Source organism: Streptosporangium amethystogenes subsp. fukuiense, from assembly GCF_042665875.1.
GTDB lineage: Bacteria > Actinomycetota > Actinomycetes > Streptosporangiales > Streptosporangiaceae > Streptosporangium > Streptosporangium fukuiense.
Map to the genome: position 1 here is coordinate 6,432,197 of NZ_JBHTEE010000001.1, position 20,068 is coordinate 6,452,264.

General features: G+C 68.0%; 23 protein-coding genes, 1 tRNA gene and 1 pseudogene. 12 read left to right on the forward strand and 13 right to left on the reverse strand.

Annotated features, from left to right (window positions below):
• Positions 1-64 precede the first annotated feature (64 nt).
• From ACFQVD_RS27975 to ACFQVD_RS27985, 3 genes are all read left to right on the forward strand, one after another.
• Positions 65-1,240, forward strand: a complete 1,176-nt coding sequence (locus ACFQVD_RS27975) for an NAD(P)/FAD-dependent oxidoreductase (RefSeq protein WP_343964931.1) — start codon at positions 65-67, stop codon at positions 1,238-1,240.
• Positions 1,241-1,293: 53 nt separating this feature from the next.
• Positions 1,294-2,508 carry a cytochrome P450 gene (locus tag ACFQVD_RS27980; protein ID WP_343964933.1) on the forward strand — a complete coding sequence of 405 codons (1,215 nt, stop codon included), beginning with the start codon at positions 1,294-1,296 and terminating at the stop codon, positions 2,506-2,508.
• 73 nt (positions 2,509-2,581) lie between these two features.
• Positions 2,582-2,782, forward strand: a complete 201-nt coding sequence (locus tag ACFQVD_RS27985) for a ferredoxin (RefSeq protein ID WP_343964935.1) — start codon at positions 2,582-2,584, stop codon at positions 2,780-2,782.
• Positions 2,783-2,998: 216 nt separating this feature from the next.
• Here ACFQVD_RS27985 and ACFQVD_RS27990 read toward each other — a convergent pair whose 3' ends face one another.
• From ACFQVD_RS27990 to ACFQVD_RS28015, 6 genes are all read right to left on the reverse strand, one after another.
• Positions 2,999-3,334, reverse strand: a complete 336-nt coding sequence (locus ACFQVD_RS27990; protein WP_343964937.1) for a hypothetical protein — start codon at positions 3,332-3,334, stop codon at positions 2,999-3,001.
• Between the two features lie 102 nt (positions 3,335-3,436).
• Positions 3,437-5,050 (reverse strand): ABC transporter permease, encoded by a 1,614-nt coding sequence (locus ACFQVD_RS27995; protein ID WP_343964939.1) that lies wholly within the window; start codon positions 5,048-5,050, stop codon positions 3,437-3,439.
• Positions 5,047-5,988 (reverse strand): ATP-binding cassette domain-containing protein, encoded by a 942-nt coding sequence (locus ACFQVD_RS28000; RefSeq protein WP_343964941.1) that lies wholly within the window; start codon positions 5,986-5,988, stop codon positions 5,047-5,049. The genes ACFQVD_RS27995 and ACFQVD_RS28000 overlap by 4 nt, the downstream gene beginning before the upstream one ends.
• A gap of 34 nt (positions 5,989-6,022) precedes the next feature.
• Positions 6,023-6,430, reverse strand: coding sequence for a hypothetical protein (locus ACFQVD_RS28005; protein ID WP_343964943.1), 408 nt, complete (start codon positions 6,428-6,430; stop codon positions 6,023-6,025).
• 136 nt (positions 6,431-6,566) lie between these two features.
• A complete protein-coding gene (locus ACFQVD_RS28010; protein WP_343964945.1) occupies positions 6,567-7,877 on the reverse strand; it encodes a sensor histidine kinase in 1,311 nt (436 codons plus the stop codon).
• Positions 7,878-8,020: 143 nt separating this feature from the next.
• On the reverse strand, positions 8,021-8,674 hold the full coding sequence (locus ACFQVD_RS28015; protein ID WP_343964947.1) for a response regulator transcription factor: 654 nt from the start codon (positions 8,672-8,674) through the stop codon (positions 8,021-8,023).
• 402 nt (positions 8,675-9,076) lie between these two features.
• Between ACFQVD_RS28015 and ACFQVD_RS28020 the strand changes: the two genes are divergently transcribed.
• Together ACFQVD_RS28020 and ACFQVD_RS28025 are read left to right on the forward strand one after the other, a co-directional pair.
• Entirely contained in the window at positions 9,077-9,562 is a 486-nt protein-coding gene (locus tag ACFQVD_RS28020) for a DUF6609 family protein (protein WP_343964949.1), read from the forward strand.
• A 457-nt stretch (positions 9,563-10,019) separates the two neighbouring features.
• A complete protein-coding gene (locus tag ACFQVD_RS28025) occupies positions 10,020-10,583 on the forward strand; it encodes a GNAT family N-acetyltransferase (RefSeq protein ID WP_343964951.1) in 564 nt (187 codons plus the stop codon).
• A 285-nt stretch (positions 10,584-10,868) separates the two neighbouring features.
• Here the strand turns inward: ACFQVD_RS28025 and ACFQVD_RS28030 are convergent, their stop codons facing one another.
• The 4 genes from ACFQVD_RS28030 to ACFQVD_RS28045 form a co-directional block, all read right to left on the reverse strand.
• A complete protein-coding gene (locus ACFQVD_RS28030) occupies positions 10,869-11,384 on the reverse strand; it encodes a hypothetical protein (protein ID WP_343964953.1) in 516 nt (171 codons plus the stop codon).
• 390 nt (positions 11,385-11,774) lie between these two features.
• Positions 11,775-12,335, reverse strand: a complete 561-nt coding sequence (locus ACFQVD_RS28035) for a DUF6461 domain-containing protein (RefSeq protein ID WP_343964955.1) — start codon at positions 12,333-12,335, stop codon at positions 11,775-11,777.
• 133 nt (positions 12,336-12,468) lie between these two features.
• Entirely contained in the window at positions 12,469-12,987 is a 519-nt protein-coding gene (locus ACFQVD_RS28040; RefSeq protein ID WP_343964958.1) for a DUF4291 family protein, read from the reverse strand.
• Positions 12,902-13,678, reverse strand: coding sequence for a class I SAM-dependent methyltransferase (locus ACFQVD_RS28045; protein ID WP_179824066.1), 777 nt, complete (start codon positions 13,676-13,678; stop codon positions 12,902-12,904). Before ACFQVD_RS28045 ends, ACFQVD_RS28040 begins: the two co-directional genes overlap by 86 nt.
• A gap of 233 nt (positions 13,679-13,911) precedes the next feature.
• Between ACFQVD_RS28045 and ACFQVD_RS28050 the strand changes: the two are divergent.
• Together ACFQVD_RS28050 and ACFQVD_RS28055 are read left to right on the forward strand one after the other, a co-directional pair.
• A pseudogene (locus ACFQVD_RS28050) lies at positions 13,912-14,139 on the forward strand (helix-turn-helix domain-containing protein); the annotation flags it as partial.
• A gap of 263 nt (positions 14,140-14,402) precedes the next feature.
• The gene (locus ACFQVD_RS28055; RefSeq protein ID WP_343964961.1) at positions 14,403-14,912 is read left to right on the forward strand and encodes a transposase; all 510 of its coding nucleotides are present in this window, start codon (positions 14,403-14,405) and stop codon (positions 14,910-14,912) included.
• Here the strand turns inward: ACFQVD_RS28055 and ACFQVD_RS28060 are convergent.
• Positions 14,837-15,136 (reverse strand): DUF4291 family protein, encoded by a 300-nt coding sequence (locus ACFQVD_RS28060; protein WP_343964963.1) that lies wholly within the window; start codon positions 15,134-15,136, stop codon positions 14,837-14,839. The two genes, ACFQVD_RS28055 and ACFQVD_RS28060, sit on opposite strands and share 76 nt — an antisense overlap.
• A gap of 224 nt (positions 15,137-15,360) precedes the next feature.
• Positions 15,361-15,442: transfer RNA gene (locus ACFQVD_RS28065), tRNA-Tyr, on the reverse strand.
• Positions 15,443-15,914: 472 nt separating this feature from the next.
• Between ACFQVD_RS28065 and ACFQVD_RS28070 the strand changes: the two genes are divergently transcribed.
• Positions 15,915-16,409: a YajQ family cyclic di-GMP-binding protein gene (locus ACFQVD_RS28070; protein ID WP_030925087.1), complete on the forward strand. Its 495-nt coding sequence runs from the start codon at positions 15,915-15,917 to the stop codon at positions 16,407-16,409.
• A gap of 369 nt (positions 16,410-16,778) precedes the next feature.
• On the opposite strand, the gene ACFQVD_RS28075 is transcribed toward ACFQVD_RS28070, so the two are convergent.
• Positions 16,779-16,952: a hypothetical protein gene (locus ACFQVD_RS28075; protein WP_386272463.1), complete on the reverse strand. Its 174-nt coding sequence runs from the start codon at positions 16,950-16,952 to the stop codon at positions 16,779-16,781.
• On the opposite strand from ACFQVD_RS28075, the gene ACFQVD_RS28080 reads away from it, so the two are divergent.
• The 4 genes from ACFQVD_RS28080 to ACFQVD_RS28095 all read left to right on the forward strand — a co-directional run bounded on the left by ACFQVD_RS28080 (position 16,929) and on the right by ACFQVD_RS28095 (position 20,060).
• On the forward strand, positions 16,929-17,321 hold the full coding sequence (locus ACFQVD_RS28080; protein ID WP_386272466.1) for a TetR family transcriptional regulator C-terminal domain-containing protein: 393 nt from the start codon (positions 16,929-16,931) through the stop codon (positions 17,319-17,321). The genes ACFQVD_RS28075 and ACFQVD_RS28080 overlap by 24 nt on opposite strands.
• Positions 17,322-17,416: 95 nt before the next feature.
• Complete coding sequence (locus ACFQVD_RS28085) at positions 17,417-18,406, forward strand: hypothetical protein (protein ID WP_343964968.1); 990 nt, start codon at positions 17,417-17,419, stop codon at positions 18,404-18,406.
• Positions 18,407-18,427: 21 nt separating this feature from the next.
• Positions 18,428-19,003 carry a pyridoxamine 5'-phosphate oxidase family protein gene (locus ACFQVD_RS28090; protein WP_343964970.1) on the forward strand — a complete coding sequence of 192 codons (576 nt, stop codon included), beginning with the start codon at positions 18,428-18,430 and terminating at the stop codon, positions 19,001-19,003.
• 178 nt (positions 19,004-19,181) lie between these two features.
• Positions 19,182-20,060 carry a hypothetical protein gene (locus ACFQVD_RS28095; RefSeq protein WP_343964973.1) on the forward strand — a complete coding sequence of 293 codons (879 nt, stop codon included), beginning with the start codon at positions 19,182-19,184 and terminating at the stop codon, positions 20,058-20,060.
• Positions 20,061-20,068 lie beyond the last annotated feature (8 nt).

Genomic DNA, 20,068 nt, shown 5'->3' on the forward strand with positions numbered 1-20,068 from the left:
CGACTCAGTCCGGTTGCGGCGGCACGTCGCCGCCGCCGTCCGCTTCGATCGAAAGGAACCGCACTTGACCGGCGCTGAGAGCGTTCTGATCGTGGGCGCTTCGGCAGGCGGCCTTGCCGTGGCGGAGGCACTGCGGCGGAAGGGCTACCGCGGCGAGCTCTCCGTCGTGGGCGCTGAACGGCACCCTCCCTATGACCGGCCGCCGCTGTCGAAGCAGGTGCTGGCGGGCACCTGGGAGAGCGAGAAGGCGTACCTGCGCTCCCGGGACGACCTCGCCAAGCTGGAGGCGGAGTTCGTGCTCGGCGATCCGGCGACCGGACTGGACGCCGCCGCCCGCGAGGTCCGAACCGCCTCCGGCCGCGTCCTGCGCGCGCAGACCGTGATTCTGGCCACCGGCCTGGTCTCCCACCGGCTCCCCGGTCAGGACGACCTGGCGGGCGTGCACGTCCTGCGCACCCTCGACGACGCCCTCGCCCTGCGCCGGAGCCTGACCGCGGTGAACAGGCTCGTCGTCATCGGCGAAGGCGTGCTGGGTGCGGAGATCGCCGCCACCGCCTGCGGTATGGGGCTCGACGTCACCCTCGCCGGCCTCGGCCGCGCCGTCATGGCCGACCAGCTCGGCGGCCTGGTCGGCGCGACGCTCACATCGCTGCACGCCAGGCGCGGCGTCCGGCTCCGGCTCGGCGTCGCCGCCGAGGCCCTCACGGGCGCCGACGGCCGCGTCACCGGGGTGCGGCTGGCCTCCGGCGAATCGCTGCCCGCCGACGCCGTCGTGGTGGCGATCGGATCCCGCCCGGCCACGGACTGGCTCGACGGCAGCGGGCTGGCCATCGGTGACGGCGTCGAGTGCGACTCACGCTGCCGCGCCGCCCCGGACGTCTACGCCGTCGGCGACATGGCCTCCTGGCACCACGAAGGGCTGGGCAGACGGTTGCGGCTGGAGAACCGCACCAACGCCGTCGAGCAGGCACAGATCGTGGCGGCCAACATCCTGGGCGAGGACCGCCCGTACGTTCCCATCCCCTACTTCTGGACCGACCAGTACGACGTCAAGATCCAGGCACACGGCTTTCTCACCCCCGAGGCCCAGGTGAACGTGATCGAAGGCGCCCCCGAGGACAACCGATTCGTCGCCCACTACAGCGTCGACGGCCACGTCACCGGCGTACTCGGCTGGAACATGGCCAAGGCCGCCCGGGTGCACCGCCAGAGCGTGGTCGAAACCCTCGCACGACCGTGAGCGTCCGCACCCCGTCAACGACAACAGGAACGCCCCTTCCGAGGAGGAGTCGAATGAGCCAGAACGAGCAGGTCCTGAGCTATCCCATCCCGAGCGAGGCGGCGTTGGAGCCGCCGGCGGAGTGGGCCGAGCTGCGCCGTCAGTGCCCGGTCGCGCGGATCACGTTGCCCAGCGGTGACGAGGCGAAGCTGCTGACCCGTTACGAGGACGTCAAGCAGGTGCTGGCCGACCCGCGCTTCACCCGCCTGCTGAACGCACCCGACGCGGCCCGGCTGTCGGACAACGAATCCGGCGGGGTGTTCAACACCGAGATGGCCCAGATCATCCCCGACAGCGGCGAGGGTCACCAGCGGTGGCGGCGCCTGGTCGGCAAGTACTTCACCGCCAAGCGCATGGCCGCGCTGCGGCCCGTCATGGCGGAGATCGCCGAGCGGCTCATCGACGACATGGTCAAGCGCGGCGGGCCCGGCGACCTCAAGGCGTCCCTGGGTTTCCCGCTGCCCGTGTACGTGATCTGCGACCTGCTCGGAGTTCCCGCCACCGACCGGGACCGCTTCGCCCACTGGTCCGACGCGCTGCTCAACCTCACCCGCTACAGCCAGGCGGAAACGGACGCGGCGCAGGCCGAGTTCGTCCAGTACATGTCCGACCATGTCGCCGCCAAGCGGGAACAGCCGGGCGACGACCTGCTCAGCGCGCTGATCAAGGAGAGCGCCGCCGAGGGGCAAGGTCTGACCGACGTCGAACTGCTGGTCACCGGGATGGCGCTGCTGGTGGCCGGGCACGAGACCACCGCGAACATGATCGGCAAGATGGTCTCCATGCTGCTGGTCGACCGCACCCGCTGGGAACGGCTGCTGGCCGACCCGTCGCTGGTGCGTTCGGCGGTGGAGGAGTCGCTACGGTTCGACGCCAACTCCGGCTTCGGCCTGCCCCGTTACCTGAAGGAGGAGACCGAGGTCGACGGGACGGTGCTGCCGCGCGGCACCACGGTGATCTGCAGCATGGCCGCGGCCAACCGCGACGAGAGCGTCTTCGACGGCGCCGACGACATGGACCTGAGCCGCAGCCCGAACCCCCATCTGGCCTTCGGCTCCGGCGCGCACTCCTGCCTGGGCCAGTCGCTGGCCCGCACCGAACTGCAGGTCGTACTCGAGGTGCTGCTGCGCAGGCTGCCGTCCCTGCGACTGGCCGTCCCGGTGGAGGAACTGCGGCGGGTGGACGGCCTGGTGGTCGGCGGCCTGCGCGAAGTCCCGGTGCACTGGTGACGCGGCCCCCGCGGACCGACACGACGCGCGTACGAACGCCGGTGACACCCGGCCGACCAGAGAGGAACTCCGCATGAAAGTCACCGTGGACGAGGCCAAGTGCTGCGGCGCGGGCCAGTGCGTGCTGATCGCACCAGAGGTGTTCGACCAGCGCGAGGACGACGGCATCGTCATCCTGCTGGAGTCGGAACCGGCCGAGAACCTGCACGTCACGGTGCGTGAGGCCGCCGCCGTCTGTCCCGCGGCCGCCATCGAGGTAAGCGAGAGTACCTGAACGTTCTTTCCGGACATGACGTCGATGCTGCGGCTTTCCCGCTTGCCACAACGAGAGGCCGCAGCACCAGGCTAATCCGCAGGTTCCGGGTTCGAGTCCAGCCGCTCCACCACTCCTGACCGAGACCCAAGGCTCTGAGCTGGGTTTTGTTCCTGCCGATCTCTACTGGCACATGCGGCCGGACGCAACCCCGCTGTGCGACCGTCCGCCGCCGGTTCAGTTGCCGCCCCCGTTCAGCGCGTAGCACTCCACCTCGGAGCGGCGGTAGGTGAGGCCGCTCCGTACGGAGTCCTGCACGCACTGCCTCTGGCTCTTGCTCAGCTTGAGCTCGCCGCACACGGTGATGCTGACGTACGTCCGGCAGTCGAGGCCGGGGTTTCTCTCCCCGATGGTGTAGGTCCGCCGGACCTCCGCGCGGCACTCCTGCCGGGCGGCGCTGGTATCGGCATACCTGCACTGGTTGAGGAGGATCCGATATTGCTCCCGGCTGACCTGTTCTTTGCCCACGCCGTCCATCGGGTGTCCGGCGCCGGCGGTGGCGAGCGTGGTCATCGCAGCAAGCGCCGCAACACAGATGATCTTATTCATAGCGCACCCCCACTGCTACCTAACGTTACATTCCACCCATATCGCGCGACCAGGTGGGATGCCGGATCACCTCACGGCGTGCCGTGCCGTACGGACCGCCAGGGCGGCGCACACCAGGAGCAGGGCGAGGCCGCCCACGGCCAGTGGCGACGGCCCGGCCGGAAGCCCTCCCGACCTGACCACTCCCATGTAGTCCAGCACCGCGACGCCGTTGACGGCCAGGTACCACAGGCCGAGGTAGACGACCTGGAAGACCCGGTGGGTACGGCAGGCCACGCCGAGAGCCAGCGCGAGCGCGGGAACCAGGAGCGCACCCCCCGCCCAGGCAGCCGCCCCGGCCCAGTCGGCCGTGGCCGCCATCCGCACCGCGGGCGCGATCCCGGTCACGACGGTGAGCGTCACCCCGGCCGCCCACTCCGCCAGAAGCCCGCGCCGCATCGTCGGGTAGGCGCCTAGCAGCCCCTCCAGGCCATGTTCGACTCGTTGGGTGCCCAGGCGGGACCAGACCAGCACCGGCCATACCCAGGCGAGAGGGAGCAGCGTCGTGGGCTCCGGAGTGGCGAAGCCGGCCACGGTCACGGCCGCGACCACCAGCCACCACCACGACGAGACGCCCCGAAGGAGGACGCGCAGCTCACCGGCGAGGAGCCGCCAGAAGGCCCGGCCACGTACCGGTGCCGTCATCGTCACCGGGACCCCGGGACGGCTGATAGATCCGCCCGTGCCGGGCTCTCCCCGGACGTCGCCCGGGAGGTCTCCGAGGATCTCGTGCTGAGCCCCCTCCCGGGCCTTGCCCGGCTTGGACAGCACTGCGGCGGGACCGCGCGCGGGATCGAACCTGCCGAACCAGAGCGCGGGCAGCAGCGCCACGGCGATCCCCAGCGTGAGAAGGACCAGCCGGCCACCGAGGAAGGCCGCGTCGGGGGTGAAGCCGTCCCATTGGAAGGTGCGCAACGGCTCGGCCACGGACGTCAGGCCGAGGCTGAACTCCCGGTCGCCGACGTCGATCCCCTGCTCGACCAGGGCGGCGCGCATCGACTCGGCCGCCTGGCGCACCCCGATGCCCCCGAGAGGAGCGTTCCGCGTCTGTCCTCCCAGCAGCAGAACCATCGAGACGACGAACCAGACGACGTTCCCCACGCCGCCCCGCAGCAGCGGCACGGTCTCGAACAGCACCGCCGCCGCGGCCGTCAGCACCAGCGGGGGCAGCGTGATCAGCGCGAAGGGAAGCAGCAGCGCGATCGGATCGAACGCGCCGGACTCGCCCCGCGCGAACTGCATCAGCGGCGCCGCCACCGCGAGCACGCCCGCCATCGAGGCGAGCACCAGGAAGTTGCTGAGGAATTTCCCGATCAGATATGTCGACGTGCGGAGCGGCGAGGCGGCGAGAATGTGCCCCACCCGGGTGCGCTCGTCGCGGGCGATCGCGTCGCGTACGACGTAGAACCCGCCCATCGTGAGCCACAACGCGCCGGCGAGGGCGGTGACCGTTCCGATCCATGCGCTGGTGTAGGCGCCTCGGTAGCCCCCGACATCCATGATCACCCAGTGGGAGCCCGCGTCCGGCACGGCCAGGCAGGCGAGGCCGACCGCCGCCAGCAGGGTGACCGCGTACGCGGGACGCCGTACCCGCTCCCGGAAGTCGGCGACGGCGAGCGCGATCGGCGCCCGGGCGGTCACCGGGTCACCGCCCGTCCACCTGTGCTCCTCACGGCGGGACCGTTGACGACGGCGAGATACACGTCCTCCAGGTCGGGCGTCACCTGTACGGCGTCGCCTCCCGGCGGCGTGGGCGACAGGAACCGGAGGCGCGTCCCGCCCGCCGTACGGATCATGCGGCTGATCACGTACCGCTCCCGCATGGCGGCGGCGTCGGACGGCCCGGCGACCGTCTCCCACACCTGGCCGTCCACCTCCCTCAGGAGCTCCTCCGGGCTGCCGCGTCGCAGCAGCCGCCCCCGGGCCACGATCGCGATGTCGGACGCCACGGACTCGATGTCGGAGACGATGTGCGTCGACAGCAGCACCACCCGGTCCGCCGCCAGGTCGCTGAGCATGGTGCGGAACCGTACCCGCTCCTCCGGGTCGAGCCCGGCCGTCGGCTCGTCCACGATCAGCACCCGGGGATCGCCCAGCAGGGCCTGGGCGATCCCGACCCGGCGCAACATGCCGCCGGAGTACCCGCCCAGGGGCCGCCGACCGGCCTCGGTGAGGTTGACCAGTTCGAGCAGTTCGCCGATGCGCGCCCGCGCCGAGCGGGCCGACAACCCCTTGACGGCGGCCAGGTAGGAGAGGAACTCCCTGGCCGTCAGGTGGGGATAGACGCCGAAGTCCTGCGGCAGATAACCGAGAGCCGCGCGGAGCGCGTCCGGCCGGGACACCACGTCCGCCCCCTCGAAAAGGACCTTTCCGCGAGTCGGGCGGGTGACCGTCGCGGCGACCCGCATCAGCGACGACTTCCCCGCCCCGTTGGGGCCGAGGAGACCGAGCAGTCCCGCGCCGAGACGCATGGAGATGCCGTCCACGGCCCGTTTACCTCCCCTGTAGACCTTGGAGACATCCACCAGTTCGAGCACCGGTGTTCTCGTCGCCGCCGCGTGATGTGATGTGCCGTTCACCGGTTTTGTTCCGTTTCGTCGGTGTGGTTCGGGGTCATTTCGCGCCGGTGGAAGGCGCGCCGGCCGAGTGCGTACCGCGCAGGTCCGTCTTGCGGCCGTCGCGCAGGACCTTGACCTCGCGTGGCACCTCGACCCTGAACCGGGCCGAGCAGTCGGCCCACCCGGAGCAGTCGGCCCGCAGGTTGAGCGTCTTCCCGTCCAGGGACCAGCTCGACGACGGATTGGTGCCCTTGACGTCGAACCAGAGGGTGACCTTGATGTCCTTCCTGTCCGCCGCGACCAGGTCCGTCGGGGTTTCGTGCGCACGCACGTCCAGCGTCCCGCCGCTGAACGGGAAGGTCGTCTGGTGCGGCGTCGCGTTCGAGGCGTCCGCGCAGCCGGTGAGGGCCGCCGCGGCCACGAACGCCACCAGGGCACACGTCATCGTCTTGCGCGTAATCATCAGATCCTCCGATGCGTGGGGATTGGGCATCCCGAGCAGGATCCGGCCTCCCGGCGCTCGGTGACATCTGCCGTTCGGCAGATATCCGGCGCCTTCCCGCGCCCGTGCCGCCGGAGGCGCGGCACGCGTTTCGGACCTACAGCGTCACGGCAGGGCCCGTTCCCGTCCGGGCGTCCGGTACCGGCAGAACCGCTCTGACCTGCCATCCCTTCCCATGGCGGCCGGTGGTGAGCGTGCCTCCGAGCGCCTCGACCCGCTCGGCCAGGCTGATCAGGCCGGTACCCCCGCCAGGCCGGTCTTTCCCCGTCAACGCCTGCGGGCGGTCGCGCCGATCGCCGCCCGCCCCTGCCCTCCAGACCGCGAGGACGCCCGCACCGGCCACGCCGTCGTCGACGACGGACACCTCCAGCGCGGGATCGGCGGTACGGACGGTCGAGACGAGCACCCGGGTCGCCGAGGGCGCGTGTCTCCGTACGTTGGTCAGCGCCTCCAGCACCACGGCGTAGGCGGTGCCTTCGATCTCTCGCGGCAGCGTTCCGGCCGGGTTCTCCGGCCGTTCGCCGTTCGGGTCACCATCCGGAGCGGCGCTCCGATCATCGGCCGGCTCTTCGGCCCGCTGGAGTTCGGCCGGGATCCCTCCCGTCGCGGAGAACCGGCCGACCAGGTCGGGCAGGTCCGCCAGACCGTACATCCTGGTCGGGGGCGGCTCCGCCGCGGCTCGCTCGTCCGGGTCGCGCAGCGCGCTCACCATGTGGTCCATCGACGCGAGCGCCCGCAGCCCGGCCTCCTCGACGCGTACGGCGAGGGCCCGCGCCCCCTCCGGATCCTGGTCGGCGAGTTGCGCCGCCTGAGCCTCCAGCACGATGCCGGTGACCTCGTGGGCGACGAAGTCGTGCAGGTCCCGGGCCACGTCGAGCCGCTGGGCCCGGCGTGCCCGTGCCACCGCGCGCACCCGCCGGTCGTCCAGAGACCTGAGGTACAGCGCGATACCGGCCACCACCGCCACGGGGAAGAAGGACATGAAACAGACGAGGACCGACGTCTCCGCGGTCGGGTCGGGCATGCGCAGCGTGAGGCGCAGGGGCAGTTCGAACGTGATCGCGACGCCCAGGGATGCCCCGATCACCGCCGCCTGCCATCCCGGCAGCCGCCGTACCACCCTCCCGAGGAGGAGCAGCAGCGCGCACATCTCGACGGGAAGCCAGAGCCCGACGAACTGGTGCCGCCCCTGGTAGACGAAGGCGACGGCGAAGGAGACCAGCGTGACCAAGCCCGCCGCCCTGGCGAGCGTGATCCCCCGGTACGGCCAGCGCGACAGTGCGGCGGCCGTGGCCAGCGTGGCCGAGCAGGCGACGACGAGCGCGCTCGGAGGCGCGAGTACGGCCGGAACCGGCACCATCACGACGACCATGGCGCATAGGAGGAAGCGGATCCGGCTGCGAGTCATGAAGGTGAGCGTACGCAGCGCCACGGGCCGGCATTGTCTTGATATTCACGTCCCGACTGGGGACCCGGCCATCCCGTATCGCATGTCAGACGATCTTCGACTCGTCTCACGGAAGGTGACAGGATCCCCGCGTCCAGGCTCTGTCATCGGGGACGGGCGTAGCCCATCTCCCAGGCTCGTACGGCGATGCCGACCCGGTTCCGCACGCCGAGTTTGCGCTGGACGCTCGCCACATGGGTCTTGACGGTGCCCGGCGAGATGAACAGCTCGGCGGCGATGTCGGCGTTGGTCTTGCCCTCGGCCACCTGACCGGCGATCTCGATCTCCCGCTCGGTCAGCGGCTCGGGCAGCGGCTCCTGCCCCGGTCCTGATCCGGTGACGTGCTTCAGCAGTCGCACCGTCACGGACGGGCTGATCAGGCTGTCCCCCGCCACAGCGGCCCGGACCGCCTCGATCAGGAGGGCGGGACCCGACCGTTTGAGCAGGAACCCGGACGCGCCGTGGCGCAGTGCCGGATAGACGTACTCGTCGAGGTCGAAGGTCGTCACGACGACGACACGGACCGGGGTGGCCACGTCGGGACCGGCGAGCAGCCTGGTCACCTCCAACCCGTCCATTCTCGGCATGCGGATGTCGACCAGCGCCACGTCCGGCTGGAACCTCCGGGCCATCTCGACCGCGGTCACCCCGTCGGCGGCCTCGCAGACGACCGCCATGTCCGGCTGGCTCTCCAGGATGCGGCGCAGGCCGCGCCGCACCATCTCCTGGTCGTCGGCGATCAGAACACGTATGGTCATCCGCTCATCCTCCCAGCCCTCCGCCTCTCACCACGCCGCCGTACGGGGCGACGGGACACGCGCGAGCCGTGGCCTGTCCGGCCCTCCCTGTCAGCCCTCCCTGACGCCCTGGTGCGTACGGTGACGCTTCGGGGCGTCGAACTCGTCGAGCAGCGCGATCGCAAGGTTGGCCTGGGATATGCGGCTGTCCGCGTCGGCCGGGGCCGTGGTCGAAGTCCCCCGCCGGACAGCCCAAGTGACTCCGGCCCGCGCCGTACGACCGGCGGATCTCGCAGGTGAACGTCAGGCCGACGGCCCCAGCATTGATCACCGTTCTGCGATAATGCCGGATCTTTACCTTTGGGGAAGGTTAGAGCCCGCATGCTGCCAATTGTGGTATCCGTCGCAGATCATCCATATCCGTTGATCCGCGGAGGCGGCCTCTTCCTCGTCTTCGTCGGCCTGGGCTTCCTGGGAAGCTGGGCGTTCAACAAGTACTGGATCCAGTTCCTCATCGGCGGTTTCATCACGGGATTCACCGCGAGCGGCCTCAGCGCGCTGCTTCCGAGCCTCGGCAGCCCGTCGTTCGCGCACATCGCCGGGCTCGTCGGCTCCTTCGTCATCGAGGCGGGCCTGATCTACCTGGTCCTCACGAAGAACAAGGACGCGGACGAGCGGACGCTGATCCTCAGCATCCTTTTCGTCGTCGGCCTGCACTTCCTGCCGATGGGTCTCGCCCACGGCCCGCTGATCACGATCCTGGGCGTCCTGACGGCGATCAACGCGTTCGTCGGACTGCGGCTGGCGCGCGAGGTGCCCACCCCCGTGTTCGGAGTCGTCGACGCGGTGCTCAAGCTCGGCTTCGGCGCCGTGATGCTCTTCGCCTACCCGGCCCTGACCTTCGGCTGACGTCACCCGCGGGTACGGGATCCCGGCCATGACAGGGATCACATGACCTGGAGCCGACGCGCGTACCGGCCGGGCGGGACATCGTCTTCCCGTCCGACCCGGGTGCCGGATCCCCGGTCCCGCTCGATCGTCTGGTAGACGCTGTTCCGCCTCGGTGACGCGCCGGTCGGCCGAGGTGTTTCACCGTACTAAAAGGGTCCCGGAAGCCATCCGGGACCCTTGGGCGTTTCCTGGGTCGCCTTCCGTTCGCGTACCGCCCGGAAAGCCCGGAACGACCCAGGAAAACCCCTTCAAGATCATTGCACGCATATCGGTGGAGTGGTGACATGCGGCCGCTTCCGGCCACCTGCGGACCTCAGGCCCGAACAGCGATCATCCCGTAGCCGGAGCGCCCCCGCCGGAGGCGGAATCGCTGGAGGGTCTCACCTTCCACCGGACGACCTGAGAGAATCGGCCGGTGGTTTCGCTGACGACTGAGCGGCTTCTCCTGCGTGGCTCGAACGAGGACGATATCGATCCGCTCGCCGCGATGAATGCCGACCCGGAGGTCATGCGTTACATAGGCGATGGGTCAGTGTCGCCATTGGATCGCGACCGGACCGCGGCTGGAATCGCCCGTGCGCAACGAGAATGGGAGGAACGCGGCTTCGGCATGCTCTCCGTGGTCGTGCGGGAGACCGGGCAGTTCGCCGGGTGGGTGGCGCTGACGGTGCCGACCTTCCTTCCCGAGATCCTTCCGGCGGTGGAGATCGGGTGGCGTCTGAGTCGCCGACACTGGGGGGTCGGCTACGCCACGGAGGCCGCCGGGGCGCTGCTGCGATTCGGGCTCATCGACTGCGGTCTCGATCGCGTGGTCAGCATCCGGCATGTCGACAACCTTCGCTCCAAGCGAGTCATGGACAAGATCGGTATGCGGTTTGGGCTCGAAACCGTCGTACCTGCGCATGGTCGACCTGTCGCGGTCCACGAGATAACCCGCGCCGATTTCGATGCCTCCGAGATGACGACGCGTCACGTGTGAGTTCTTTTGGGCGCGGATTCCGCGAGCCCGTTCATCTGAGGTGCGGCCTGGCCGGCCGCCCTCGTCGATCTGCGCCTGGCGGACCCAGGTTCGCGACGTCTCGGCGGCGCCGATGCCGAGCTTGGTCGCGACGGCATTGATCGTGGCCCATTCGGTGGGGTAATCCGGCCGCACCTCGGCGACCATGCGAACCGCCCGACGGCACAATCCGGCATGTCGATCTTCTCAAGACATCAAAGTCCCCACCGAACCCGCGACGATTCAATCGCGCTCAGGCGGTATCGATCATACGCACATCCAGCAGTAGAGCATCTGATCGTCCTTCTTCGCCCGGCGGGCCAGTCCGACAAGCTCCTCGACCAGAGACAGCATGTACCCCACGTCAACCGAGGTGAAGTGCGAGAACTCCTCAATCTTCGCCCAGCGTTCCGCCACCGCCGGCAGGTGTGAGTCATCCGCGCCGGCGAGGATGTCGCGCGCGTTCACCGGCAACTCGGCGATACCCGGACCGTCCAGGTAGGGGGAGTCTTCCGGCAGGGCATCCCACTCCTCGTCACTTTGCGGGGCGCCCTCCGGTGGCGGGTACAAGGCCACCGTATCGACCAGACCCACGGAGAAGTCGACATCGCCGATGAACGCCACAAGCTGCCCCAGGATCACGTGAGGGTCGATCCACTTGGTCTCCACGACGTCGAACTCGGGAGTTCCGCGAGAAGGGTCAGCGATCACACGGGGATGTTCCGGCTGGACGACTGCCGTCTCACGATCCGCAGCTCGGTAGTACTCATAGAAAACGCCCATGCGAGTGCTCCTGTCCTGGCCATACGAAACACGGTCGACTTCCCGGCCAATGGGCCGGCTGGAGGATGTCAACGCATCCGCGGAAGAGCAGCCTGGAGTCGATATGGCATACCGTGCATGCCTCGTCCGAACTGATCTTCTCGTCCGCCTCCCCCCCACCACGAACCGACCCGCTACCTGGGTCGTAGAACGTCCCCGTATCGCAACCCGGCATCTGGTAGGCGAGAGCCGAGGAGTGAGGCCCCGGACCGTTGATCCCCTGATCCTGATCAAAAGCGGAGGGCTTCTTGCGGGGTGCTCGGCGCTCTGACCTGGTGGTTTGCTGGATTCTCCGGCCAGATGCATCGAGGGCATTCCGCATATGTTCCGGGTCTTCATCCGCGCGGGTCTTCACCGGTAGGGCTCAAGGTGGTCGGTGGGCCCGCTCAGGGCAGGGCTGGCGTAACGGGCGGCAGACAGGTGAACACCCGTGGCGCGTTCGGCAAGGGCGAGAGCCCGTGAGATGGGATCATCGGGAAATTCGAGCGGGTCGCCGTCGTTCAGGCCGAGGTCCTCAACATCGGCCTGGAGCCGGTCAGGATCAGATCCCTCCCGGAGGGAGTAGGAGCACAGATCGAAGGTGGTGACCAACTGACCATCGACACAGTAGGCGAAGTCCTCATTCTTGATGGTCGCAAGAACTGCGGCTGCGGATGCGCCCACAGACAGCGGACCGGCCATGTCGTAGATGACTCCCGCCCAGCCGCACTCGATCAGGACGGTTCCCCCACGAGCCGCATAGGCCGCGACGCCGAATCCAGAGTCCAGAGGACCGGGAGCAACGCCGATCCGCCGCAGTGCCTCCTGAGGGGACAAGCCCTGTACGAAAGTGGCATAGAGCCAGGTCTCATCAGCGTCATCGGTGAATTCCCGGTAGAGCCATTCGTAGGTCGCTGCCGTCGCGCTGCTCATCCCTGTGCCTTCCACGGAAGCCGTATCGCGGTGATCATGGCAGAGAGGGCCGACAAATCCGCTTGTGGTCCATTGTGCTGGCCGCGCAGTACACCGTGATGCGGCTGGAACCTGTCCAGGAGTCATGCGCGGATTACGGACGTAGGTGAGCCAGAAGATCGTCCCCGGCGGGGTAAGGACGCTCCTCGGGCAAGAGACGTACTGCGGTATCCGACTCGTCGTTGCGCATGAGTGTGTGGATCTCGCGAGCAAGCGGAGTCACGTCGGTGATGGCGATTATCCACTCGTCTACGTACCGGCGCGCGCCCTCACCCGAGAGGCCGAGCTGCAGTGAGCGGTAGGTCAGCGGCTGTAGGCGAAGATCGCGTTCGGGGTCCCACTGCACTCGGGCCGGCGCATGCTTCAGCTGCCGCTTCCAGGTAGCCTGGTCGAGATGAAGCCCGCGCTCATAGTGCGACAAGCACGAGTGGCGCAGGGCCCACTCGAACCCCTCGCGGATGATCTCGATGGCTAGTGCCGCATCAAGCAACGTTCGCCCGGGCGGCTTGCCGGTGAGGGCAGGCGCGCTATGTACGGGTGGCCTCGAAGGTCCACACGTCGTCTGCGGCTGTTGGTGCGGTACCTGCTCGGTAGCCGCCGTGGACGCTGACATTTGCGAAGCCCGCCTGGTGCAGCATGGCTGTGAACTCGGCCAGCCCGAACCACAGCAGGGAGAAAATCTGGAGCTCGGTGCGTGTCAGGGTGCCGTCCTTCCAGGCTTCGTAGCGAAGCCAGCGGGTAGTGCGCTGGGCCACCGGGTCCACGTGCGTGCGCCAGGTGGTGAGGGTGACGAGATCGCTGCCACTCCACTGGTGGGGGACCGGTCCGTTGTCGGGGGCTGTGCCCGCGGACGGCGGTTCGATGTCGACGATCAGCCGGCCTGCTGGAGCCAGGTTTTCGTGCATGACGGTGAGTGCGGTCTGCGCGCTTTCACGGTCGGGAAGCAGGGCGAAGGACCCGGTGGGGATCACGATCGCTTCGAAGGCGCCGGGGTCGTGGTGCGTGGTCATGTCGCCCTCGAAGACATCGGCCTTCACACCTCGCTGGGCACAGTTGACGCGGCACTGTTCCAGCATGGAGACCGAGGTGTCGTAGCCGCGCACGGTCAGTCCCTGTTCGAGCAGGGGGATCAGGATTCGGCCGGTGCCCACGGCGGGTTCCAGGATGGGGCCGGACACGTTCCGCAGGCGGTCGGCGTAGAACTCGACGTCTCCGAACGAGGTGCCGATCGGCTTGTCGAGTTCGTAGAACAGGGTTGCCAGCGGTCCGTAGCGCCAGGCGGTGTTGTCGAAGCCGGTGTCCATGTGTTCCTTCGGTGACGCTTCAGGCAGATAAGAGTGCTCTGTTCAGTATCTTGTGGGCATACTGCTATAACGCCGTCCGGGAAACCCGCGAGTATGCGGGCATGGCCGCACCGGTGCGTTTGCGTGAGATTGATGACGCTGAGGGAGAACGGCTGCTGCGGATCATCCGCAGGGGCACCGGGTCGGTGGTGACCTGGCGGCGGGCCCAGATGGTGCTGCTGTCCGCTCAGGGCATGCCAGCGGCGCGGATCGCCGAGGTCTCGTTCACCAGCGACGACCGGGTCCGGGACGTGATCCACAACTTCAACACCGACGGCTTCGAGTCTCTGTATCCGAAGTACTCCGGCGGCCGGCCCAGAACGTTCACGCTGCCCGAGCGGCGCGAGATCAAGAAGATCGCCAAGTCGAAGCCGACCGAGCACGACCTGCCGTTCTCGACCTGGAGCCTGACCAAGCTGGCGGACTTCCTGGTCGCCGAGGGGGTGGTCGACGACATCAGCCACGAGGGCCTGCGCATCCTGCTCCTCCAGGAAGGCGTCTCGTTTCAACGCCTGAAGACCTGGAAGACCTCCCGCGATCCGGACTACGCAGCCAAGAAGGCCCGCGTCGAACACCTCTACGCGATCGTCGATGGTGAGGTCATACCCGAGGACGGTGAGCCCGACGTCGTCTTCTGTATGGATGAGTTCGGCCCGCTCAATCTGATGCCCCACCCGGGCCGGCAGTGGGCCGAGCGCGGCGGCAAGCAGAAGGACCCTGCCCGCGACCGCGTCGGCGCCGGCGGGCGACCTACAACCGCTACGGCGGAGTGCGGCATCTATTCGCAGCCCTCGACCTGGCCAAGGACAAGCTCTACGGACACATCAAGCCGGTCAAGCGGCGCACCCAGTTCCTGGAGTTCTGCCGCTACCTCCGCACCCTCTACCCGCCAACAGTGCGGATCGCGATCGTCTGCGACAACTTCTCCCCGCACCTGACCACGAAGAAATGCCAGCGCGTCGGCACCTGGGCCGCAGCGAACAACGTCGAGATCGCCTACACCCCGACGAACTCCTCCTGGCTCAACCGGATCGAAGCCCAGTTCACCGCCCTGCGCTACTTCACCCTCGACGGCACCGACCACGCCGACCACAAAGAACAAGGCAGCATGATCCGCCGCTACATCATCTGGCGAAACCACCACGCCGACGACCGACGTCTACGCGCCGTCGTCAACAGGGCAAACGTTGCTTGATGCGGCACTAGGACGGTCTCCTGCCCCTCCTTGGTGCCCCAGCCGCATCGGTACATCATCCACAGGAATGATGGTTTGACCCACGTCATCCGGTCTCGCTTCCAGGCGGTGGGGAAGCGGCCGTAACGAGCGGCGGGGAGGCCGATCTCTGGAGTGTAGGCCTGGTAGACGGTGACCGTGGATGCGGTGTAGACCGCCCGGATCCTGCGCTTTGGTTCTTCCATGGGGAACACGATGAGGCCGGCTGCTGAGAAGATCCATTGATATAGAAGCCGTCTCCTTCGGCTTCACTGGCTAGCTCTCACCTCTGAACCGCTCTGAGAGCCCAGCGCGACCTGGGAAAACGGCCTCAAGCACCGACACAGGGCCACTCAGAGCGGCATACGGCTGCATGGCCCGGAAAAGCAAAAGAGCCCCTCGCGGGGCTCTGAGCTGGGAAAATCCTGTGTGGCAGGTGCAGGACTTGAACCTGCGTAGGCTGAGCCGACGGTTTTACAGACCGCTCCCTTTGACCACTCGGGCAACCTGCCGCGTCCTCCGCGTACCGCGGCGACAGGAAAAGAATAGCGGACTTCCAGGGGGGACGTGACATCCGCGGAAGGCACCCCCCGATAGATGGGCGCACTGGGACTTTTGGGGCGGGTGTTGTCGCTCGCGGCGGTCTTGAGCGGGGAGGGAGAGACAGGAGGGACACCGCGATACGGGCGTGCTAGGGGGTTCGGCTGCGGGCACCGGGCGGGTGAGGCGGGTGGGCCGGGGGTGACCCGAGGGAGAGCCGGCCGTGGGGTGGGATGACGGAGCGGGATGGCGGGGTTGGACGACACGCTGAGGGCGAGGCGGGACACACTGCCGCCCCAGCATTGACAGGAGATGCTGGCTAGGCTGATCCGTTACGTACGCGTCTACCGAACCGGCTCGCGGACGCCGCCGCGGTTCGTGGGCCGTGATGTTCGGAAGCCGGGCAGTGAGTGATAGTTCCAGCAGTTCAAAGGGGATTGGGCTTTGGCGGATTCATCGTTCGACATCGTTAGCAAGATCGATCATCAGGAGGCCGACAACGCGCTGAACCAGACGGTCAAGGAGGTCGGGCACCGGTTCGACTTCAAGGGTACCGGCGCGACGATCGCCTGGTCGGGTGGCCAGAAGGCCGTCGAGATCAGGGCCAACAGCGAGGAGCGCGCCAACGCGGTCCTCGACGTGTTCAAGGACAAGCTGATCAAGCGCGGCCTGTCGCTCAAGATTCTTGACGCGGACGAGCCCAAGCTGTCCGGCAAGGAGTACCGCCTTCTGATCACCCTCAAGGAGGGCATCGACCAGGAACAGGCCAAGAAGATCTCGAAGATCATCCGGGATGAGGGGCCCAAGGGGGTCAAGGCCCAGATCCAGGGTGATGAGCTGCGGGTGAGTTCCAAGAAGAGGGACGAACTGCAGGAGGTCATCGCCCTTCTCAAGGGCAAGGACCTGGAGGTCGCCCTCCAGTTCACCAACTACCGGTAGACCGAGGGCCGGGCGGAACTGTGACTCGCACGGTTACCGCCCTCCACTCTCGGACGCACGCTGCCGGGAGTGGAGTCGACGACAGGCGCTTCGGGCCACTCTCCTCCGGACGTGTTCAAAGCGATCACGAGGCTTGAGTGGCCCAGAGCCACCGGTATCGGATGGTCCATCGCGACAGAACGACTTCCTGCTCCGAAAACGCACCGTCGCTCGACCATGCTCAGCGGGTGCCCGCGACGGTTCCAGCGATGGACGGCACTGGAGCCCGCTCTGGCACGCACCCTTCAGAACGATTTCCTGCTTCCGAAAACGCGCCGCCAAGCTCGCCCCATGCTCAGCGGGTTCCAGCGAGGACGAGACCGGAGACCTTCAGGCCGAGGCGAGCTGACGGCCCAGGCGTCTGATGGTCTCCGCGGCGAGCAGGGTGTGGCCTCGCATCGAAGCATGGATCATGTCTGAGCTGTACGTCGAGATGTCGGCGCAGGCGGGGTGGCTCCACATGTCGACGACCAGCGCGCCGTGCCTGGCGGAGACCGCGCTCACCCGCTCGTTCAACCTCAGCGGTGTGGGCCTGAGCGCCTCAAGCTGGGGGATGGCCGAGGCGATGTTCATGAGGCGGGTGCGGAGTTCGACGCGCGGCCTGGCCGGATCCCCGATCTGCTGGCCCGGGCACGCCGCGACCGGCTGCGCCTGTACGAGCAGACCGTCCGGGACGCCCAGCAACTCGGCCGGCTCGACGCGGAGGTCGACCCGGCCCAGCCGACATTCGAACTCGGCCGCGCTGCTGCTCGACGACACCTTGGCGTACGACCGTTCGCGCACCGGGATCCGTGCCCGGCTGCGCGCCCTGGCCACCCGGCCGGAAGAGGTTCCCTGACGACTCCGCAGCGAGGCCCGGTCCGGGTTACCTGAAATGCCAGTGGCCGAGAACCGGCCCAGGTCCACCCTTCCGCACGCAACTTTTCCCGCCGGATCCCCATCTATCAGGGGGACGGAAGGAAACACCGATGAGACCCTCACGCGGATTCGCCGTACTCGCAGTCGCCGCCGTTGCGGCCACTGGCATGATCGCCACTCCGGCAGCGGCGACGCCGGACAACCCGGCCAGGTACGCCTGGCTGAAGAGCTGCCCCCGGGGAGACGGCAGCGTCCCCTGCGGTTCGTGGATGCTGACCCTGCGCAGTGGGAGGACCGTCAAGCTGCCCGGCGCGCAGGTCCACCCCAGGTCCGCAGATGGCAAGGTGGACAGGACCACCAGCAACTCGATCTCCGTCAGCAACGACGGCCGCTTCGTGAACTACTTCAAGGGCGGCGAACTCGTCGTCCGTGAAGTGAGCAGCGGAAAGGTCCGCCCGCTGCCGGGCGGTACCGCGAGCCTGCCCAAGGGGATCGGCCAGAGCGACGTGGACACGACGCTCTCTCCTGACGGCTCGGCCATCGTGGTCGACTACTACGACACCGCGAACAGGCTGCCGACCCTGGTCGTCAACCTGAAGACCGGCGAGACGGCCAAGCTGCCGCCGAAGAACAGCCTGATGGGTTTCAGCCCCAGCGGGAAATACCTGCTCACCTCCCGGTTCACCGAGGACAACATCACCGAGTTCACGGTCTTCGACGCCGAGGGCAACAGGACGGCGAGCCAGGTCATCCCGCAGATCGTGTCCAACAACGCGCCTGTCGCACTGGCCGACGACGGGAACACCGTGGCCCTGGTCATCTCCAGCGAGTCGAGCAGGCCCCGCCTGCGTACCTATGACCTGTCCGCTGACACCGTCTCCGAGGCGATCGGAATCGGCATGCCCAAGGACGAGACCGCACAGCGTCTCTCCTGGGACGCGGCCGGCTCGCTCACCCTCTGGACCAGCCGCAGCGACCAGGAGGGCGAGTTGGACTCCGCCGTGAAGCGGACGCTGAACGCCGAGACCGGGAGCACTCGCAAGCTGGACTCCTTCAGGCTCAGGAAGAATGTGTGGGTCTGGTGGCTGCCCGGCGAGTGACGGCGAACTATCTTCGCTTTCATGGGGAAAATTCACGACAAGATCAATGACCGGCTGCGCGAGTTCATCAGAGCGCAGCCGGTCTATTTCGTGGCGACGGCTCCCGAGCAGGGCGGTCACGTCAACATGTCCCCCAAGGGATACGCCGACACCTTCGCCGTTCTCGACGACACCACCGTCGCCTACCTGGACCTGGACGGCAGCGGGGTGGAGACCATCTCCCACCTCCGCCAGAACGGCCGGATCACAGTGATGTTCTGCGCCTTCTCCGGCCCTCCCAACATTCTTCGCCTGTACGGCACCGGCCGGGTCGTCGTACCGGAGAGTCCCGACTTCGCCACACTGATCAAGAACTTCGGCCCGCACCCGGGTGTGCGATCGATCATCGTCGTCGACTGCGACCGCATCGCCGACTCCTGCGGCTTCTCCGTGCCGTTCATGTCCTTCGACAGTGACCGGACGCTGCTGGACGAGTGGGCGGGCCGCAAGGATGTCCAGGAGCGGCGCGCCTACCGGGCGAAGAAGAACCGCGAGAGCATCGACGGCATCCCCGGCCTCTCCTCCGAGGAGACCGACCCGGTCACCCAGCACTCCTGACAGCGCCGATCCTTTCGCCCTGTTCCGATGAGGTTTCCGGCCTTTCTCCGAGGTCGGATGACACCCACGACGGCACCGCTGGTCAGCCTTGACCGAGGCGTACAGTAGCCGGTACGTAACGGACGCCCCCCGAATGTCCGGAAGACTCGGGGGGTCCTCAGTGGGGTTGTTCCGCCGCTTGAGTGTTTGCGTCGTCGTGGTCGTCGTGGTCATGGGGACGGGCGTCCCCGCCCGGGCCGGGGGCGCGAGGTCTCCGGTCCGGTACGCGGGGCTCGACGGGTGCGTCTGTGCTCCGTGGAAGCTCTGGGTACGCGGCGGCAGGGTGGTCAGCCTCACCGACGCCCGGGTGTTCTCCCGGGACAGGCAACGGGCTCCGCTGGCTCTGTCGCCCAACGGCAGATATGTCACCTATTTCCAGCGCGGCGACGGGGCGCTGGTGATACGGGAGATGGCGACCGGCGAGATACGCGCGGTGCCCGGCGTGAAGTGGTCGAGCGCCATGCGCGCGGCGCGGATCGAGCTCTCTCCCGGCGGGCGGTACGTGGTGCTGGGCATCCGGTGGGGGCACCGGATCCTGGACACGTACAGCGGTGAGAGTGTTCCGGTGCCGCCGGGGCTGCGGCCGTGGAGCTTCAGTCCCGACGCGAGGTTCGTGCTGGTGGTGGATGACTCGTTCCAGGCGGGGATCTACTCGATGTCGCCCTTCGCCGAGTGGGGACGCGTCCCGGTGGGAGGCGCGCTCGGTCCCGACGGGAAGACCGTGGCCCACTTCACGGCGCGTGACGCGGGGGTCGGCCTGTGGGACGTGTCCGCGGGCAGCGCGCTGAGGCGCGGTCCCATCCCGGTACCCCGGGGCAGCACCTCCACCAGGCTGCGCTGGAACGGCAAGGGCCTCCTCGACCTGCAGACGGTCACCCCGCGCAGGTTGAGGAGAGGGGGAGGCACTCGCTACGACTGGTATCGGGTCGCCCCGGAGTCGGGCCGGACGGAGCGGATCGGCGGCTTCGCCGTGCCCGGCTCCGTCCACAACCCGATCATCACCGGTCTGACGCCCTGACCCGCCTC

What these genes read in the sequence shown, in the direction of transcription:
- ACFQVD_RS27980 (WP_343964933.1), top strand. Translation starts at nt 1,294, where the DNA reads ATGAGCCAGAACGAGCAGGTCCTGAGCTATCCCATCCCGAGCGAGGCG.
- ACFQVD_RS27985 (WP_343964935.1), top strand. Translation starts at nt 2,582, where the DNA reads ATGAAAGTCACCGTGGACGAGGCCAAGTGCTGCGGCGCGGGCCAGTGC.
- ACFQVD_RS27990 (WP_343964937.1), bottom strand. Translation starts at nt 3,334, where the DNA reads ATGACCACGCTCGCCACCGCCGGCGCCGGACACCCGATGGACGGCGTG.
- ACFQVD_RS28005 (WP_343964943.1), bottom strand. Translation starts at nt 6,430, where the DNA reads ATGATTACGCGCAAGACGATGACGTGTGCCCTGGTGGCGTTCGTGGCC.
- ACFQVD_RS28010 (WP_343964945.1), bottom strand. Translation starts at nt 7,877, where the DNA reads ATGACTCGCAGCCGGATCCGCTTCCTCCTATGCGCCATGGTCGTCGTG.
- ACFQVD_RS28015 (WP_343964947.1), bottom strand. Translation starts at nt 8,674, where the DNA reads ATGACCATACGTGTTCTGATCGCCGACGACCAGGAGATGGTGCGGCGC.
- ACFQVD_RS28030 (WP_343964953.1), bottom strand. Translation starts at nt 11,384, where the DNA reads ATGGGCGTTTTCTATGAGTACTACCGAGCTGCGGATCGTGAGACGGCA.
- ACFQVD_RS28035 (WP_343964955.1), bottom strand. Translation starts at nt 12,335, where the DNA reads ATGAGCAGCGCGACGGCAGCGACCTACGAATGGCTCTACCGGGAATTC.
- ACFQVD_RS28040 (WP_343964958.1), bottom strand. Translation starts at nt 12,987, where the DNA reads ATGTCAGCGTCCACGGCGGCTACCGAGCAGGTACCGCACCAACAGCCG.
- ACFQVD_RS28045 (WP_179824066.1), bottom strand. Translation starts at nt 13,678, where the DNA reads ATGGACACCGGCTTCGACAACACCGCCTGGCGCTACGGACCGCTGGCA.
- ACFQVD_RS28060 (WP_343964963.1), bottom strand. Translation starts at nt 15,136, where the DNA reads ATGGAAGAACCAAAGCGCAGGATCCGGGCGGTCTACACCGCATCCACG.
- ACFQVD_RS28085 (WP_343964968.1), top strand. Translation starts at nt 17,417, where the DNA reads ATGAGACCCTCACGCGGATTCGCCGTACTCGCAGTCGCCGCCGTTGCG.
- ACFQVD_RS28090 (WP_343964970.1), top strand. Translation starts at nt 18,428, where the DNA reads ATGGGGAAAATTCACGACAAGATCAATGACCGGCTGCGCGAGTTCATC.